Origin of the sequence: Nitrospirillum amazonense (genome assembly GCF_029594735.1) — a bacterium.
Lineage (GTDB): Bacteria > Pseudomonadota > Alphaproteobacteria > Azospirillales > Azospirillaceae > Nitrospirillum > Nitrospirillum amazonense.
The window spans coordinates 474,776-491,310 of record NZ_JARPAF010000003.1 but is presented as its reverse complement, the minus strand read 5'-3'; the positions used below and the strand labels follow the sequence as shown (position 1 = coordinate 491,310).

General features: G+C 67.9%; 15 protein-coding genes. 11 read left to right on the top strand and 4 right to left on the bottom strand.

Features of this window, described 5'->3' with window-relative positions; genetic code table 11:
* Nucleotides 1-43 precede the first annotated feature (43 nt).
* From P5F91_RS20340 to P5F91_RS20320, 5 genes are read left to right on the top strand one after another with little or no spacing between them, the layout of a single operon-like run.
* A complete protein-coding gene (locus P5F91_RS20340; protein ID WP_246134478.1) occupies nt 44-1,459 on the top strand; it encodes an acyclic terpene utilization AtuA family protein in 1,416 nt (471 codons plus the stop codon).
* Nucleotides 1,452-1,760, top strand: coding sequence for a DUF4387 domain-containing protein (locus P5F91_RS20335; RefSeq protein ID WP_145612049.1), 309 nt, complete (start codon nt 1,452-1,454; stop codon nt 1,758-1,760). The genes P5F91_RS20340 and P5F91_RS20335 overlap by 8 nt, the downstream gene beginning before the upstream one ends.
* A 59-nt stretch (nt 1,761-1,819) precedes the next feature.
* Nucleotides 1,820-3,187, top strand: a complete 1,368-nt coding sequence (locus P5F91_RS20330) for a spinster family MFS transporter (RefSeq protein WP_277908109.1) — start codon at nt 1,820-1,822, stop codon at nt 3,185-3,187.
* Entirely contained in the window at nt 3,184-4,848 is a 1,665-nt protein-coding gene (locus tag P5F91_RS20325; protein WP_277908108.1) for a hydantoinase B/oxoprolinase family protein, read from the top strand. Before P5F91_RS20330 ends, P5F91_RS20325 begins: the two co-directional genes overlap by 4 nt.
* On the top strand, nt 4,848-6,953 hold the full coding sequence (locus P5F91_RS20320) for a hydantoinase/oxoprolinase family protein (RefSeq protein WP_145612043.1): 2,106 nt from the start codon (nt 4,848-4,850) through the stop codon (nt 6,951-6,953). Before P5F91_RS20325 ends, P5F91_RS20320 begins: the two co-directional genes overlap by 1 nt.
* Before the next feature lie 60 nt (nt 6,954-7,013).
* Here P5F91_RS20320 and P5F91_RS20315 read toward each other — a convergent pair whose 3' ends face one another.
* Nucleotides 7,014-7,448, bottom strand: coding sequence for a DUF1330 domain-containing protein (locus tag P5F91_RS20315; protein ID WP_277908107.1), 435 nt, complete (start codon nt 7,446-7,448; stop codon nt 7,014-7,016).
* An 83-nt stretch (nt 7,449-7,531) separates the two neighbouring features.
* Here P5F91_RS20315 and P5F91_RS20310 point away from each other — a divergent pair, with 83 nt between their 5' ends.
* Both P5F91_RS20310 and P5F91_RS20305 read left to right on the top strand, forming a co-directional pair.
* Nucleotides 7,532-8,176 (top strand): TetR/AcrR family transcriptional regulator, encoded by a 645-nt coding sequence (locus tag P5F91_RS20310; RefSeq protein ID WP_277908106.1) that lies wholly within the window; start codon nt 7,532-7,534, stop codon nt 8,174-8,176.
* A gap of 11 nt (nt 8,177-8,187) precedes the next feature.
* On the top strand, nt 8,188-9,111 hold the full coding sequence (locus tag P5F91_RS20305) for a LysR family transcriptional regulator (protein ID WP_277908105.1): 924 nt from the start codon (nt 8,188-8,190) through the stop codon (nt 9,109-9,111).
* On the opposite strand, the gene P5F91_RS20300 is transcribed toward P5F91_RS20305, so the two are convergent.
* The gene (locus P5F91_RS20300; RefSeq protein ID WP_277908104.1) at nt 9,112-10,173 is read right to left on the bottom strand and encodes an aldo/keto reductase; all 1,062 of its coding nucleotides are present in this window, start codon (nt 10,171-10,173) and stop codon (nt 9,112-9,114) included.
* A gap of 240 nt (nt 10,174-10,413) precedes the next feature.
* Nucleotides 10,414-11,340: a LysR family transcriptional regulator gene (locus tag P5F91_RS20295; protein ID WP_277908103.1), complete on the bottom strand. Its 927-nt coding sequence runs from the start codon at nt 11,338-11,340 to the stop codon at nt 10,414-10,416.
* Nucleotides 11,341-11,428: 88 nt separating this feature from the next.
* Here P5F91_RS20295 and P5F91_RS20290 point away from each other — a divergent pair, with 88 nt between their 5' ends.
* Both P5F91_RS20290 and P5F91_RS20285 read left to right on the top strand, forming a co-directional pair.
* The gene (locus P5F91_RS20290) at nt 11,429-11,881 is read left to right on the top strand and encodes an ester cyclase (protein ID WP_145612032.1); all 453 of its coding nucleotides are present in this window, start codon (nt 11,429-11,431) and stop codon (nt 11,879-11,881) included.
* Nucleotides 11,882-11,883: 2 nt separating this feature from the next.
* A complete protein-coding gene (locus P5F91_RS20285; protein WP_277908102.1) occupies nt 11,884-12,807 on the top strand; it encodes an NADP-dependent oxidoreductase in 924 nt (307 codons plus the stop codon).
* Between the two features lie 81 nt (nt 12,808-12,888).
* Here the strand turns inward: P5F91_RS20285 and P5F91_RS20280 are convergent, their stop codons facing one another.
* Nucleotides 12,889-14,712, bottom strand: coding sequence for a PHA/PHB synthase family protein (locus P5F91_RS20280; protein WP_186454836.1), 1,824 nt, complete (start codon nt 14,710-14,712; stop codon nt 12,889-12,891).
* A gap of 171 nt (nt 14,713-14,883) precedes the next feature.
* Here P5F91_RS20280 and P5F91_RS20275 point away from each other — a divergent pair, with 171 nt between their 5' ends.
* Nucleotides 14,884-16,101, top strand: coding sequence for a site-2 protease family protein (locus P5F91_RS20275; RefSeq protein ID WP_145612027.1), 1,218 nt, complete (start codon nt 14,884-14,886; stop codon nt 16,099-16,101).
* A 16-nt stretch (nt 16,102-16,117) separates the two neighbouring features.
* Entirely contained in the window at nt 16,118-16,474 is a 357-nt protein-coding gene (locus P5F91_RS20270) for a hypothetical protein (RefSeq protein ID WP_277908101.1), read from the top strand.
* Nucleotides 16,475-16,535: the final 61 nt, after the last annotated feature.

The following is a 16,535-nucleotide window of genomic DNA, read 5'->3' as shown; positions in this document are numbered from 1 at the left end:
TGTTATGCATCTTGCTAAGAATAAACGGACGGGACACGAGGAAATGTCGGAGTTGGAACGGACGGTGACCAAGGTCATCGTGCCGAGCGGAATGCTCGGCGCGGGAGTGAAACGGGAACACATCGCCTATGGCCTGGCCCAGGGCGCCCATGCCATCGCCATTGACGCCGGTTCGACGGACAGCGGGCCCTCCTACCTGGCGCGCGGCGTCTCCAAGATGAACAGGGAGTCGATCAAGCAGGATCTCCTGGTCCTTCTGCAGATGGCCGATGAGGCCGGCATTCCGGTGCTGGTGGGCACCTGCGGCACCTGCGGCGCGGACGCCAGCGTGGACTGGACCCGCGACATTGCCATCGAGGTGGCGCGGGAACTGGGCATAGGCCTGCGCATCGCCTGCCTGTATAGCGAACAGCCGGCGGCGGTGCTGAAGCGCAAGCTGGCGCAGGGGAAGATCCGGCCGCTGGCGCCGCTGGGCCAGGCCACCGATGAGCTGTTCGACGCCTGCGACCACATCGTGGCCCTGATGGGGCCCGAGCCCTACATGGATGCCGTCCAGCGCGGCGCCAACCTGGTGCTGGGCGGCAGGACCACCGACACCGCCGTGCTGTCGGCCGTGCCCCTGATGCGGGGCGCCGGCGTGGCCCAGACCTGGCACGCCGCCAAGATTGCCGAATGCGGTGGGCAGTGCACGACCAACCTGCGGCGGGGCGGCGTGCTGATGCATGTCGGGACCGACCACTTCGACATGGAACCCTTGGATCTCGGCAACCGCTGCACGCCCGAAAGCGTCTCGGCCCACCTGCTGTATGAGAACAGCGATCCCTTCCTACTGGTGGAACCGGGCGGCATCCTGGATGCCAAGGAGGCGGTCTACACCCAGGTCGAGCCGCGCATCACCCGGGTCGTCGGCTCTATCTGGCGGCCCATGCCCTACACCATGAAGCTGGAGGGGGCCCGTGGCGGCGACTACCAGACCATCATGCTGATCGGCATTGAGGATCCGGAAGTCCTGGCCAACCTCGATGAATTCCACGACCGCATGCACAAGACGCTGGTGGATCGCATCACCGCCACCTTCGGCGATGAGGCGGGCAATTTCGAGGTCTCGTTACGCCTGTACGGCTGGAACGGTACGTCCGGCCAGCCCGTGCCCGCCGATACCCCGCCACCGCGCGACGTGGGCGTGCTGTTTGTGGTGACGGCGCGCACCCAGGATCTGGCCGACCGTATGGCGCGATCCTGCAACCCCTATTTCTTCCACATGCCGATACGCTTCGACATGGAACTGCCCAGCTACGCCTTCCCCTTCACGCCGGCCGAGATCCCGCGCGGGCGTGTCTATGAATTCCTGCTCAACCATGTCGTCGAGACCGAGGACGGGTTCGAACTGGTCAGGACGGAATGGGTGGACGTGTCATCGACCGGCACCGTTGAGCATCTGGAGACGCCGAATGCCTAAGATCGCTGAAGTGTGCCGGCATGTCCGGTCGAAGAACGCCGGTCCTTTCTGGATCACCGTGGATTTCTTTTTCACCGACGACGACAGTTTCGCGCGCTATCGGGACGCGCCCGAGCTGGGGCCCGACCTGTTCGCCCGCCTGTTCGGCACGGACCCGGGCGGCGTGAAGCGTGTGCCGGTGGACGCGCTGCGCATGATCAAGATCTCCTACCCCCGGCCGCACCCCCAAGGCTGGCGGCATGAGCGCGACATGCATGGCGGTCAGCAGTTCGCCCGCCTGCTGTCGGTCGAGCTTGCCTGACGCCCTCGCGGTACCCGTATTTCACTCAAGCATACAATAATAAAATCGGGAGGACGCAAATGGGCAGGCAGGCCGCCCTGCATCGCCGGGACACCGCGTATTCCTGGTATGTCGCCGTTGTGATGTGCCTATGTTTCACCTTCAGTTACATGGATCGGGCTCTGTTGCAGCTTCTGGTCGGCCCGATCCAGAAGAGCTTTGACCTCAACGACACTCAGCTTGGTCTGTTGCAGGGCGCGGCCTTCGCCGTCTTCTACACGCTGTTCGGCTTTCCCCTGGCGCGTGTTGCGGATACACGGCACCGCCGTAACCTGACGCTGGTGGGGCTGGTCGTCTGGTGCGCCGCCACGGCGGCGTGCGGCCTGGCGCAAAATATGCCGCAACTGTTCGGCGCGCGGATTTGCGTCGCCATCGGCGAGGCGGCCCTGGCGCCGGCCGCCGTGTCCCTGATCGCCGATTACTTCTCGCCGGGTGCGCGGACGCGGGCGCTCAGCATCTATTCCATGGGGGTCTTCTTCGGCAGCGGGCTGGCGCTCGGCCTTGGCGGCACGCTGCTGAAATATTTCGGCCGCGACGGTGCCGGCCAGACGGAGCCGTGGCGGATGGTCTTCATCATCCTGGGTGCCACCGGGATCCTGATGGTGCCGCTGCTGCTGTCGGTGCGGGAACCGGCACGCCTGACGGACGACGGCCGGCGGTCAGAGGCCACCGCCAGCCTGCGCCAAGTGCTGGCGGAATTCGCCCGTAAGAAGGCGGCCCTGCTGACCACGGTCGGCGGCTTCGCTACCACCAGCATGGCGGCCTCGACCCTGGCGTCCTGGGCGCCCACCTTTTTTGTCCGCGTCCACGGCTGGGCGCTGGGGCCCACGGGCCAGAAGCTGGGGGGCATGACCCTGGTGCTGAGCCCGCTCGGCGCCATCGTCGGCGCCATGCTGGCCGACGCCCTGACCCGGGCGGGCCGGAAGGACGGCAAGCTGATCGTCGGTACCGGCTCGGCGGCCTTCTGCGCGGTCGCCAGCCTGGTCATGGCGGTCACCGACCAGGCCGTGGCTCTGGTCGCCATCGGCTCCATCCAGTTCGTGGTCGGTTTCAACTTCGGCCTGGTCCAGGCCTGCCTGGCCGAACTGGTGCCCAACCGCATGCGGGCCATCGCGTCGGCCTGCTACATCGCCAGTTCCAACCTGCTGGCGGCGACCTTCGGGCCCCTGCTGGTCGGCGTGCTGAACGATCACGTCTTCCATAACCCGATGATGATCGGCCGGTCCATCGCCATCGTGGCCCCCGGCGGCTTCGCCGCGGCGGCGTTCATCCTCGCCGCCGGCCGGCGATCCTATCGTTCGACCCTGTCCTTGGTGGCGGCGGATGGCGCGGCGGCACAGCCTGCATCCGACCAGCCCACCCTTTCCCGTGTGAAGGACCCAGCATGATCGACAGCGAGATCAACCCCATTACCCTGGAAATCTGGTGGAGCCGGCTGATCGCCATCGCCGATGAGGCCGCGGCGACGCTGCTGCGCACCTCCTTCTCCACCGTCATCCGTGAATCAAACGACTACGTCACCGTGCTCATGGACGCGGGCGGCGAGACCATCGGCGAGTGCACCCTGGGGATCCCGGCTTTCGCCGCCCTGGTCGGGCGTGCCACCCGCGCCATGCTGGACCGCTTCCCGGCATCGACGTGGCGCCAGGGCGACGTGGTCATGACCAACGATCCCTGGATCGGTACGGGCCATCTGCCGGACATCGTCGTGGTCGCCCCCATCTTCCACCACGGCGTGCTGGTCGGCTTCTCCGGTTCCGCCGCCCATGCGCCCGATATTGGCGGCACCTTCAAGGAGGGTCCGACCGAGCTGATCGAGGAAGGTGTGCTGATCCCCCCGGTCCGGCTTTATCGCGCGGGGGAGCTGAATGACGACCTGGTGCAGCTGCTGCTGGCCAACATCCGCCTCAAGGACATCGTGTTCGGCGACATCGAGGCGCAGGTCAACGCGAACGAGGTGTGCCGGCGCCGGGCGGTGGAGTTCCTGGAGGACACGGGCGAGCCTGATTTCAAACGGCTGGGCCGCGCCGTGACCGGCCTGGCGGAGCGGGCGATGCGCGCCGCCATCGCCGGCTTGCCCGATGGCGTCTATCGCGGCGCCATCGAGGCCGATGGCGTGGGGGACCAGCCGACGCGCATCGCCTGCGCCGTGACCATCGCCGGCGACGACATCACCGTCGACTACGGCGGTTCCTCCCCCCAGGTGGCGTACGCGATCAATTCGACGCTCAACTATACCCGCGCCTACACCATCTATCCGTTGAAGTGCCTGCTGGACCCGTTCACGCGGCGCAATGAGGGCTCCTACCGCCCCATCCGGGTGACGGCGCCGGCCGGGACCATCCTGAATCCCACCGCACCGGCGCCGGTCATGGCGCGCCACCTGACGGGGCACCTGCTGTCTTGCGCCCTGTTCCAGGCGCTGTCGCCGCTGATGCCGGAACGGGTGGTGGCCGACAGCGGCGGGGCGCCGGCCTTGCGCGCACATTTCAGCGGGCGCACCGCCGACGGGGGGCGCTTCGGCCAGCTGTTGTTCGCCAGCGCCGGCATGGGCGCCTCGGCGGAGCGGGATGGTCTGTCCACCACCGCCTTCCCCACCAATTCCGGTGCGGGCAGCGTCGAGGCGATGGAGACGGTGTCGCCGCTGCTGTTCCTGCGCAAGGCGTTTCGGCCGGACTCCGGCGGGGCGGGCCGCCAGCGCGGCGGCCTGGGCCAGGACTGCGAAATCCTGAACGCCGCCGCGGCACCCATCCAGATGGTGCTGCTGGGGGATCGTGAGCGCCATCCGGCGCTGGGCATCATGGGGGGCGGCCCCGGGGCGCCCGCGCTGGCCGCCCATCGGGATGGGCGCACCGTGCCCATGAAGTCACGCTCCCTCATCCAGCCGGGCGAAAGCGTGACGCTGTCCTTCCCCGGGGGCGGTGGCTATGGACCGCCGGCCGACCGGCCGGTCGCGGCCGTCGAAACCGATCTGAAGCGGGGCGTGGTGACCACCGACGCCGTACGCCGCGACTACCCCACGCAAGCTCTGGCCCTTGGACTGAAGTGATGAAGCAGAAGACCATCCGCATCGGCGTCGACATCGGCGGCACGTTCACCGACTTTGTCCTGCATGACGAGGCCCGCGACCTCAGCGCCACCGGCAAGCGCCTGACCACCCCCGACCAGCCGGGCCGGGCCATCGTCGAGGGCATCGTCCGCCTGCTGGCGGAGACCAACTCGACCATCGATCAAATCCACAGCATCGTTCACGGGACGACCCTGATCACCAACACCGTGCTGGAACGGACCGGCGCCAAGATCGGCCTGCTGGCCTCGGCGGGCTTCCGCGACATCCTGGAGATGGGGCGGGAGATCCGGTACGACGTGGACGATCTGGCGCTGGAACCCGTGCCCGTCCTGGTGCCGCGTCACCTGCGCCTGGACATCCCGGGGCGGTTGAAGGCCGATGGTGGCGAGTTCATGCCGCTGGACGAGCAGGCGGTGCGCGACGCCCTCCGCCACCTGGTGGAGGAAGAGGGCATCGAGGCCCTGGCCATCGCCTTCCTGCATTCCTACCGCAATCCGGCGCACGAGCTGGCGGCACGTCAGGTGGTGCGGGGGCTCTATCCCGACTTGCTGGTCTCCCTGTCCGCCGAGGTCGCGCCGGAGATCCGCGAGTACGAACGGACCAACACCACCTGCGTCAACGCCTATGTCCAGCCCCGCGTGCACGGCTATCTGGATCGGCTGGTCGATGATTTGCGCGCTCTGGGCTTCGCGGGCGAGCTGTATATCATGCTGTCCAGCGGCGGCATCACCACCATAGAGGACGCCAAGAACTTCCCGGTGCGCCTCATCGAGTCCGGCCCGGCCGCCGGCGCCATGGCGGCTGCGCACATCGCCCGCGAGACGGGACAGCGGCGGGTGATCTCTTTCGACATGGGCGGGACCACGGCCAAGATGTGCCTGGTGGAGGATTACGCCCCCCACATCAAGCATGACTTCGAGGCGGGCCGCCTGCACCGTTTCAAGCAGGGGTCGGGGCTGCCGCTGAAGGTCACGGTCGTCGACATGATCGAGATTGGCGCCGGCGGCGGCTCCATCGCGGGGCTGGACACCCTGGGCCTGCTCAAGGTGGGGCCGCGCAGCGCCGGCTCCGTGCCCGGCCCGGTCTGCTATGGACGCGGCGGCACGGAGCCGACGGTAACCGACGCCGACCTGATGCTGGGGTATCTTGATCCCGCCTATTTCCTGGGGGGAGAGATGGGCCTGCGCGACACGGCGGCCGGCGACGCGATGGAAAGCCGGCTGGGCCGGCCGCTGGGTATCGACGCATCCGGGGCCGCGCGCGGCATCCAGGCCGTCGTCAACGAAAGCATGGCGGGGGCCACCCGCATGCACCTCGCCGAGAACGGCAAAGATCCGCGTGACTACACCATGATCGCCTTCGGCGGCGCCGGCCCGGTCCATGCCTACGGCTTGGCCAAGCTGCTGAAGGTCAGACAGCTGATCGTGCCGCCGGGCGCGGGAGTCATCTCGGCCTTCGGCTTCCTGGTGGCGCCGCCCACGGTCGACTTCGTGCGCGGGTACGTGTCGCCGGTGGCTCGGCTGGACTGGCCCCATGTGCGGGGACTGATCGCCGACATGGCGGATCAGGCCCGGCGTCTGCTGGACGCGGCCAGTGCCGCCACCGTGCCGATGCAGACCAGGCTCTATGCCGACATGCGCTATGTCGGCCAGGGCTTCGAGGTGTCGGTCGGCATCCCGGCGGAGGCGATCGCCGCCGGTGACGGTGGGGCTCTCCACGAAGCCTTCGGCGCGGCCTATCGCGCCCGGTTCGGCCGGGCGGCCCAGGGCATGCCGGTCGAGGTGGTCGGATGGCGCCTCTCCGCCTCGCTGCCCATTCAGCCGATCAGCCTGACGCGGACGCGGGAGGAGGGGGCGGAGCCGCTGCGCGGCCGCCGGCGGGTCGATTTCCCGGATTTCGGCCTGGTCGACACGGCGATCTACGACCGCTACGCCCTGGCGCCGGGCATGCGCATCGTCGGCGCCGCCCTGTTTGAGGAGCGGGAGTCGACTTTCGCGGTGGGGCCGGATTGCGTGACGGAGGTCGATCCGCATGGCCATCTGATCACCACCATCGCCGCGGATGCCGGAACGGCGGCAGGCTGACAGGGCCTCAGGGGCGTCCTTCCGGTGCTCCGTTGGGCGCGGGCGGGGGCGGAAGTCTGTTCACCGTGGCAGCTCGGGCTGAGTGGTGACCATGAATTTCCAGTCCGCGAGCGCCGCGTGCCGGTGTGGTGCGGCCTGCTCCGCGTAGGCCGGGTTCTCAAGAATCCGGCGCAGCGTGGCGAAGTTCGCATAACGGACGATGACGATATCGTCCCAGGCTTCGCCAGCGACGCCCACCAGCACTCCCCGGACATTGCCGACCCAGAAAACCGAATAGTCCTCGCCCCGCGCAATCGCTTGGAAGGCGGGGGCATACCGCTGGAAATAGGCCTCCTTGCCCGAGCAGGGCGGCAAGTCGGAGGCCGCTTCAAACGTGGCCTCATAGGTGGCCTGGTCCCGATAGCGCACCAGGTTGATCATATAGACGGGGCCCGCTTCGGCCAGCGTGCTGCCCGCCGCGTCCAGCGCCGCGCGGGTATAGTCAATGATCGCCATATCTCTCGCCTTCTTGGATTGTCGCGCTGGGCACTTCCACGCGGGGGATCCCCCGTGAGCGTTCAGGGGCCGTCGGCGGAACTGTGCTTGCCAAGCAATACGTCCAACTGTATTTATTAGCAATGGCCAGACCGTCCCTTCGCGAAAAAATCATCGAGTCCGGGGTGCGTACGGTGCACGAGCGTGGATACGCCGGTGCCGGCGTGCGCGAGATCACCAGTGATGCCGGCGTGCCCCAGGGCTGCTTCACCAACCATTTCCGATCGAAGGAGGCTTTCGCCGCCACCATCCTCGATCGCTACCATGAGCGCACACAGGCGATCATGGAGGGCACGCTGCGTGATAAAGGCCGGCCGGCCGTCGAACGGTTGCGTGCCTATTTCGATGCCATCACCGAACGGCTGGAAGCGGCTGGCTGGCGATACGGCTGCCTTGTCGGCAACATGAGCCTTGAGGTGCCGGAACAGAGCGACGTGCTGCGCGCCCATCTGGTCGAGGTTTGCCGCGCCCTCACGGACGCGTTCGCCGAGGCTGTGCGTGCCGGCCAGGAATCGGGCGAGATCCGGGACGATCTCGATGCCGGCGACGTCGCGACCTTTCTTCTCTCCGCCTGGGAGGGCGCTATGATGCGCATGAAAGTGGACCGGTCCCCCCAACCCATCGAGCAATTCAAGCGGGTGATCTTCGCCTCCATCCTTGCTCCAGGGGTGAAGGCCGGCTCCCAATAACGCGGCCGGGCATGACGGGCATGGACTGGAACGACCTCAAATATTTTCTGGCCGTGGCGCGGACCGGAAGCCTCACCCGGACGTCCGCCGATCTCGGGGTGAGCCAGTCCACCGTCGGTCGCCGCATCGCCGAATTCGAGGAGAGCATCGGAATGGTTCTCTTCCAACGGCATCAGACCGGCTACTTCCTCACCGACGAGGGGCGCGAGTTGCTGAGGTACGCCGAACGGGTCGAAGACGGCATCCTGGCGTTGGAACGCGGTGCCGCGGGCCTCGACAAGACGCCGGCGGGAACCGTCCGGCTCGCGACGTCCGAGAATCTGGCGACGGACCTCATCATCCCCGCCCTGCCGGCGTTCCGGGACCGTTACCCCGGTATCTGCCTGGAAATCATCACCAGCACCGTCACGGCTGAGCTTGGAAGACGCGAGGCGGACATAGCGCTCCGCGTTGTGCGGCCGACGCGCGGCAACCTGACGGTCAGGCGCGTGGGCCACATGACCTACTCGGTCTACGGCAGCAGGGAATACATTGAGCGGCACCCTCCCATAGCCGGCGAGCCGCTGGGCGGACGGCACTTCATCGCCTGGGATGACGGCCACGCGTTCATGCCGGCCGCGACCTGGCTGGCGCGGGAATATCCCGGCTGCAAGATCGCGCTGGTCGCCAGTAGCCTGCCCGCCCAGATCGCCGCCGTGCGCGCCGGCCTGGGCCTGGCCGTCATCCCGGATTTCCTGACCATGAAGGAGGACTTCATCCGGGTCATTCCGCCTGATCAGATGTTCAGCGCCGAGGTCTGGCTGGTGACCCATGCTGACCTTGTCGCGTCCGCCCGGGTTCGGGCCGTTGGCGACTTTCTGACCGAGGAAGTGATGCGGGCCAATCCCGAGCTTTCGGGGCGCCAGGCGCCATATCCGGCGCCTGGCGCGCGTTGATCACGACGTCTGGGATATCTTGTCGGCCCACAGGTCGACAGGCCCTAACCGGTCGGAACCCTGGGTGGCGAGCATCCAGCCGGGGTATTCCGGCGGCAACTCGCTGACGGCGTCGAGCGCCGCGATTTCGTCGTCGCTGAGCACAATGCCGGTCGCGGCGATATTGTCCTCCAACTGGCTGAGCCGCTTGGCGCCGACGATGACCGAGGTCACGACGGGCTTGGCCAGCAGCCACGCCAGCGCGATGCGGGCCGGGCTGCAGCCGTGCGCCGCCGCGATAGGCTTCAGCGTGTCGATGACAGTCCAGGCCCGTTCCTTATCGACGATCGGGAAGTCGAAGGAAGAGCGGCGCGACCCCTCCGGCGACTGGTTCTCGCGGCTGAACTTGCCGGACAGGAGGCCGCCGGCCAGCGGACTCCACACCAGCAGGCCCATCTTCTCCGCCTCCAGCAGCGGCTTGAGTTCCCGCTCCAGGTCACGCCCGGCGATCGAGTAATAGGCCTGCAGCGTGTTGAACCGCTCCAGGTTGAGGCGCGCGGAGACGCCCAGCGCCGTCGCGATCCGCCACGCCTGCCAGTTGGACACGCCCAGGTAACGGACCTTGCCCTGGCGGACCAAATCATCGAGCGCGCGCAGCGTCTCCTCTACCGGCGTCAAGGTGTCGGTGGCGTGGATCTGATACAGGTCGATGTGATCGGTCTGGAGCCGGCGCAGACTGGCCTCGACGGCGTCCATGATGTGGCCGCGCGACGCGCCGACGTCATTCCGGCCCTGGCCCATCCGGCTGTAGACCTTCGTCGCCAGCACGACCTCGTTCCGGGGAATCCCCAGATTCTTGAACGACTGGCCCAGCGTCCGCTCGCTGGCGCCGGCCGAATAGACATCCGCCGTGTCGAAGAAGTTGATGCCGGCATCGATGCTGGCCTTGACCAGTTCATCGGCGCCCGACTGGCCGACGTTGCCGATATGCTCGTAGACTCCGGTCCCGTCGCTGAACGTCATGGTCCCGAGACAGAGTTGCGAGACCAGAAGGCCGGTATTTCCCAATGTCTTGTATTTCATCTTCCTCTCCTGAAGACGCGACGGCGCATGCGGGCCGCGGGGGCGCGGGCGCCATGTCGGTTGGTGGTGGTGATTTGTTGGCCAGCCTCGTGGCGACGCGGCGCCTTGACGGGCGCGGGAGGACCAGAGGGCGGGCGTCATCTATGTCGTGACGCCAGATTGGCTCCGCCGGTCTCGGAAAGAAATGCAAGAAAATGGCAGTTCGATTTCCAAATTTGGAAAACGCCGCTGCCTCGATGATCAGCCCTGCGCGGGCTGGATCGCATAAAGGCTCGACAACGTTTCGCGAAGCCAGCGCTGGACCGGATGGGCGTCGTTCCGGCGGTGCCAGGACATGGCGAACGACACGGTGCCCAGCGCGACCGGCGGCGGCAGAATCAGCAGATCATCGCGCGCTGCGGACGCGTCGACCGCACCCTCCATCAGGGTGGCGATAAGGTCGGAGCGGGCCACCAGGGGAGGGGCGGCGTACATCTGCGGCAGCGACAAGGCGATGCGGCGGCGCAAACCCATCGCCGCCAGCGCGGCGTCGACCTGGCCGAACCGCTCCCCCTCCGGCGAGACGAGAAGATGGGACAGGCTGAGGAACGTCGGCAGATCCAGCATCTCCGAGGCGGCCGGATGGCCGCGCCGCATGATGCAGACGAAGCGCTCCTCAAACAGCGGCTGGCTGAGGATACGGCCGCCCACCGGCTGGCGGGGCGGGACGCTGATCGTCAGGTCGGCGTCGCCGGCGTCCAGGATGGCGACGGCGTCGTCCCGATGGGTGAAGGCGTTGATGCGCAGCGTCACATTGGGCGCCCGTTGCCGCAGGGCTTCGGTCAGCCGCGGCAGCAGCACCAGGGCCGGATGATCGGACAGGGCCAGCGTGAACGCCTGCGACGACGTGGCGGGGTTGAAGCGCTGGGTAAACTCCAGCGTCCGGCTGATCTCAGCCAGCGCCCGGCCCAGGGGCTCCGCCAGGTCGCTGGCGCGCTGGGTGGGTTGCAACCCCGATGGGCTGCGGACGAACAGTTCATCCCCGAACAGCGCGCGCAGCCGGGCCAGCGCGGCGCTCATGGCCGGCTGGGTGCGTCCTATCCGCTTGCCCGCCCGCGTGACGCTTCGCTCCGCCATCAGCGCGTCGAAGGCGACCAGCAGGTTGAGGTCGATGCCATGCAAATCCATGCCATGGATGTTTCCACATATAGACTATCGATTTCAAGAATGTTGGTCGATTGCCTAGCTTTGGAAGGCGTCAACAAGGAGACAGTCCATGTCGCAGGACCCTATCGTCACATCCAATGGGCTCGCCGAGCGGGATCGCGTCGCGATCGAAACGCTCTACCGCGCCTTTTCCGACCATAATCCCGACCTTCTGGAGGAGGCGCTGGCCACGGACTGGCAGGACATTCCCCTCGCCCCCGGCCAAGCCCCGGGCCGCGAGGGCATGAAGCCGCTGGTCCGCGCCTTCAGCGCCGCCTTCCCCGACGTGCGTATCATCATCCACGAACTGATCGGCGCGCCGGGCCGGGCGGCTGTCCGCGCCGAAATAACGGGCACCCACCAGGGCGAATGGTTCGGCGTGGCGCCGACCGGCAGCCGTTTCACCATCCCGATCCACGAGTTCCATTATGTGCGGGACGGGCGCGTCACCCATACGTGGCACCTGGAGGACTGGTTCGGCTGGCTGCATCAGGTGGGCGCCCTGGGCACTGGGGAGAAGTGACGATGAAAGCGTTTCGTATTCATGGCTACGGGGCGGATCCGGTCATCGACACCGTCGATATGCCCCGGCCTGGGGCGGGCGACGTGCTGGTGCGCGTTGCAGCCGCCAGCCTGAACCCGCTCGATGTGAAGCTGCAGCGCGGCTATATGGAGGCCTTCTTCCCGTTGACCTTCCCCTATACGTTGGGAAGCGACCTCAGCGGCACCATCGAGGCCGTGGGCGACGGCGTGTCGGGCTGGAGCATCGGTGACCAGGTCGTGGCCCGGACGGCGCCGACCAGCGGCGGCGCCTTGGCGGAGTTCGCGGTGGTTCCGGCCGACCAACTGGTGCGTGTGGCCGATGCCCTCACCTTTGAGCAGGCCGCCGGTGTCCCGACAGCCGCAGGCACGGCCTGGCAGGCGTTGTTCGAGGTCGCCCGGCTGGGGGCTGGGCAGACGATACTCATCCATGCCGGCGCAGGCGGGGTCGGCAGCTTCGCCATCCAGTTCGCCCGCCATGCCGGCGCGCGGGTGGTGGCCACCGCGTCCGGCGACGGCATCGCTATCGTGGAACGCTTAGGTGCCGATCTCGTGATCGACTACCGTAACCAGGATTTCACCAAACGCGTCTCAGACGTGGACGTGGTCCTGGACACCATCGGCGGCGACACGCAGGCCCGGTCCTACGAGGTGCTGCGCGCCGGCGGTTTCCTGGCCTCCATCGCCGCCCCGCCGGATGAGGCTTTCGCGAAGGCACATGGCGTGGAGGCGGCGTTCGTCTTCCACAGGTCGGATGCCGTCCGGCTGGCTGGCGTCATGGACAAGGTCGCCGCCGGGGTCGAGGTGCTGATTGACCGGACGTTGCCGGGCCGCGATGCCGTGGCGGCGTTCCGTCACCAGGCGTCCGGACGTGCGCGCGGCAAGATCGTCCTGACCAACGGATGGTGAGGAGCGGATGGTAAGGGGCGGACGAGTTCCGGCCCAGGCAACCCTCCGGGCGCCACCCGGCGCCCGGAGGGTTGCCCTGCCTCACGCCTGGTGCACGTACTCGCCGGGTGCCGGACACAGCGTTGTCGATGGCCGCGGCGGCGCCACCTGGGCCGCCTTTCCCGTGTCGCGCAACCACGCCTCCCACGCCGGCCACCAGGAACCGCCGTGGCTGGGTGCCGAGGCCGCCCAGGTGTCGGGATCGACGTATCGCTGCTCATGCTGCCGGGTGAGGATCTGATAGCTGCCCCGCTCCGCCACCGGCGGGTTGACGATGCCCACGTTGTGCCCGCCGGATACCAGGGTGAAGGTGACGGCGGTGTCGCTGAACAGGTTGATCTTGTAGACCGAACGCCAGGGGGCGACATGGTCGCGCGCGGTGCCCAGGGCGAAGATCGGCACCTTGATGTCGCGCAGCGCGACCACCCGCCCTTCCACGGCGAAGCGGCCGGCGGACAGGCGGTTTTCCAGGAACAGGCCGCGCAGGTATTCGCCGTGCATGCGCGCCGGCATGCGCGTGGTGTCGGCGTTCCAGGCCATCAGGTCGGTCATGGGCTCGCGGTCGCCCAGCAGGTAGTCGCGGATGAAGCGCGACCAGATCAGGTCGTTGGGGCGCAGCAACTGGAAGGCGCCGGACATCTGGCCGCCGCTGAGGTAACCCTGCGTCCACATCAGGTCCTCCAGCAGGCTGACCTGGCGTTCATCCAGGAACAGCATCAGCTCGCCGGCCTCGGCGAAATCGGTCTGGGCCGCCAGAAGGGACAGGCTGGCCAGCCTGTCGTCCCCGTCGCGGGCCATGGTGGCGGCGGCGATGGACAGGATGGTGCCGCCCAGGCAATAGCCGCAGGCGTGAATCCGCTCGCCTGGGACGGCGGCGGTGACCGCATCCAGGGCCGCCATGACCCCCAGGCGGCGGTAATCATCCAGGCTCAAATCCCGGTCGCCGGCATCAGGGTTCTTCCATGACACCATGAAGACGGTGTGGCCGCGCCCCACCAGCCAGCGCACCAGCGAATTCTCCGGCCGCAGGTCCAGGATGTAGTATTTCATGATCCAGGCGGGGATGATCAGCACCGGCTCCGCATGAACGGTGGGTGTGGCCGGCGCGTATTGGATCACCTCCATCAACCGGTTGCGGTAGATGACCGCGCCCGGCGTCAGCGCTACGTCGCGGCCCACCTGGAACTCCTCCGCGCCGGCCGGTGGTGCGCCCTTCATCAGGCGGTTGGCATCCTCCATCCAGTTCAGCCAGCCGCGCGCCAAGTTCGCGCCGCCCTCCTGCAGCGTGTGCCCCATGATGACGGGGTTCAGCCAGGGCACGTTGGTGGGCGACAGGACGTCGGCCCACTGGCTGAAGAGAAAGGCCAATTCGTTCTCATGCTGGCGCGCCACGCCGGGCACGCGTCGGGCGGCATCCAGCAGCAGCCTTTCGCCCAGCAGATAGGCCTGGGCCACGGCCACGTGGGGCCATTGCCGCCAGACGGGGTCGGCGAAGCGATGGTCACCGGGTTGCGGATCGACCAGGGGCGCGGCATCGCCCGCGGCGGACGCTTCCGCCAGCCACACGGCGAATTGCCCGGCGGCATCCGCCGCCGCCAGTGCCCAGCCCAGACGCCGTCCGGGGCTGGCCGACAAATGCGAGGCCCAGTCCGTCCATGCTTCCAGCAGCACCGACGGCGAAAGTCCCTGCGTCATCCGCGCCGCCGTGGCGCGCAGGGCACGGTCGAGGGCGCGAAAATCCGGATCGGCGTCCGCTGCGGGTGGTGATGGCGGCAGCGGCACGGCCGCGGTTGGCTGTGGTGCCGGACGGCGCGCGCGCCGGGGCGTGGCATGGGGCAGGATGGTGGCGGGGACGGCGGCGGTCATGGGGTGCCTCCTATCGCCGGTCCGCGGCATGGGGCCGGCCATACCCATCATGGCAGCCGTGGCGGCGGCGGCCTTGATGCATCGCAAGGCGCCTGTGCCGGCATGGGCGCATAGTGCCGTCACGGCCCGCAAGGGGCCTTCCCCATCGGCGGGCCGGGAAGGGGAGGAGTCATGGCCTCAGCTCGCCTCAAATTGCCGCATGTGCTCGGCATTCCCATTTTTGTGGACCTGTCCTGGTTCTTCGTGGCGGCCCTGATCGGGTGGTCGCTGGCGGCGGGGGTGTTCCCCGCGCTGCTTCCCGGCATGCCGAGGCCAGTCTATCTGTGGATGGCGGTGGCGGGGACGCTGGGCCTGTTCGTCTGCGTCCTGTTGCATGAACTGGCGCACAGCGTGGTGGCGCGCGCTTTCGGCATGCGGATCAACGGCATCACCCTGTTCGTCTTCGGCGGCGTGGCCGAAATCGCGGACGAGCCCGGCAAGCCGTCGCACGAGTTCCTGGTGGCGATCGCGGGCCCCGCCGCCAGTGGAGTCATCGCTCTCGCCTGCTGGGCGGTGTCGCAGCCGCTTCCGGTTCTGGGCGGCTGGCCGGCGGCGGCCACCACCCTCGCCTATCTGGGCCAGCTCAACGCCTATCTGGCGCTGTTCAACCTGGTGCCTGCCTTCCCGCTGGACGGCGGCCGGGCGCTGCGCGCGGCACTGTGGCGGCTGCGGGGCGACTATGCCTGGGCCACCCATGTCTCGGCGGCCTGCGGTGACCTGTTCGGCTTGTTCCTCATCGCGCTGGGCTTCTGGAACACCGCGACCGGCGATGTCATGGGCGGCTTGTGGGGGGTGGTCATCGGCATGTTCCTTCGGAACGCCGCCGCCAGCGGCTACCGGGACATGCAGGTGCGTACGGTCCTGGGCGGGATGCGCGTGGCCGACGTCATGACGCCGGATCCCATTTTCGTCAGTCCGCAGGCCGTCGTCGGTGATTTCCTCACCCGCTATGTCTACCGCTATCACCACCGCAGCTTTCCGGTGGTCTGGGATGGCCGCGTCATGGGCGTCGTCGGCATCCCGCAGGTGGCCACCCTGACGCCCGACGAATGGGCCGCGACCCCGGTCCGCGACATCATGGTGCCGTGCGGGGAGCTGGACTTCATCGCCGCCGACGCCGGCGTGGTCGACGCGCTCCGCCGGCTGGGCGAGGCCGGGCGCCACCGGCTGTGGGTCCTGGACCACGGCCGCCTGGTCGGCGTCCTTGCGGCCCGGGACCTGATGGTCCTGGCGTCGTTGGCCACCGACCTGCCGGCCTTGGCCCGGCACGGCGGCACGGCACCATCCGCCCGGGACGCGTCAAGCCCGCCGCATTTCACAGGGCCCAATCCGCTCGACATCCACACCTGAAGAAATGGAGGTCATCATGCCTGATGGTACGCAACCCCTGAACCCGGCCGGGACCTTGGCGAAAGGCGTCATGGAAGAGGTTTTGACCGGCAACGTCGCCTGGCTGGACGACGTCCACAGTGTCTATGGACGCTGGACCCAAGGCATGCTGGGCACCGTCCAGGAGCTGGTGCGGCTTTGGGAGGGGCGCTTCCACGAGGACTGCGAGGCGTGCAAGGCCCTGTCGGCATGCCATACACCGCTGGATCTGCAGCGCTTCGGCCAGGCTTTCGCGGTCAAGGCCAGCCGGGATTACGCCGAAGGCGTCGGGCGGCTGCTGCACGTGGCGGTGGAAGCGTTGGGGCCCCAGGCCCCACGCGGTCCCCGTGGTTGAAAAGTGATGGGGCGGCCCCCGCGCCGCCCCATCCTATCGGGCTTCCCCCCTAATTGGCCCG

Excerpts from the sequence above, each read along its gene's own strand:
- P5F91_RS20340 (WP_246134478.1), top strand. The coding sequence starts at position 44 with ATGTCGGAGTTGGAACGGACGGTGACCAAGGTCATCGTGCCGAGCGGA.
- P5F91_RS20335 (WP_145612049.1), top strand. The coding sequence starts at position 1,452 with ATGCCTAAGATCGCTGAAGTGTGCCGGCATGTCCGGTCGAAGAACGCC.
- P5F91_RS20330 (WP_277908109.1), top strand. The coding sequence starts at position 1,820 with ATGGGCAGGCAGGCCGCCCTGCATCGCCGGGACACCGCGTATTCCTGG.
- P5F91_RS20325 (WP_277908108.1), top strand. The coding sequence starts at position 3,184 with ATGATCGACAGCGAGATCAACCCCATTACCCTGGAAATCTGGTGGAGC.
- P5F91_RS20320 (WP_145612043.1), top strand. The coding sequence starts at position 4,848 with ATGAAGCAGAAGACCATCCGCATCGGCGTCGACATCGGCGGCACGTTC.
- P5F91_RS20315 (WP_277908107.1), bottom strand. The coding sequence starts at position 7,448 with ATGGCGATCATTGACTATACCCGCGCGGCGCTGGACGCGGCGGGCAGC.
- P5F91_RS20305 (WP_277908105.1), top strand. The coding sequence starts at position 8,188 with ATGACGGGCATGGACTGGAACGACCTCAAATATTTTCTGGCCGTGGCG.
- P5F91_RS20300 (WP_277908104.1), bottom strand. The coding sequence starts at position 10,173 with ATGAAATACAAGACATTGGGAAATACCGGCCTTCTGGTCTCGCAACTC.
- P5F91_RS20295 (WP_277908103.1), bottom strand. The coding sequence starts at position 11,340 with ATGGATTTGCATGGCATCGACCTCAACCTGCTGGTCGCCTTCGACGCG.
- P5F91_RS20290 (WP_145612032.1), top strand. The coding sequence starts at position 11,429 with ATGTCGCAGGACCCTATCGTCACATCCAATGGGCTCGCCGAGCGGGAT.
- P5F91_RS20285 (WP_277908102.1), top strand. The coding sequence starts at position 11,884 with ATGAAAGCGTTTCGTATTCATGGCTACGGGGCGGATCCGGTCATCGAC.
- P5F91_RS20280 (WP_186454836.1), bottom strand. The coding sequence starts at position 14,712 with ATGACCGCCGCCGTCCCCGCCACCATCCTGCCCCATGCCACGCCCCGG.
- P5F91_RS20275 (WP_145612027.1), top strand. The coding sequence starts at position 14,884 with ATGGCCTCAGCTCGCCTCAAATTGCCGCATGTGCTCGGCATTCCCATT.
- P5F91_RS20270 (WP_277908101.1), top strand. The coding sequence starts at position 16,118 with ATGCCTGATGGTACGCAACCCCTGAACCCGGCCGGGACCTTGGCGAAA.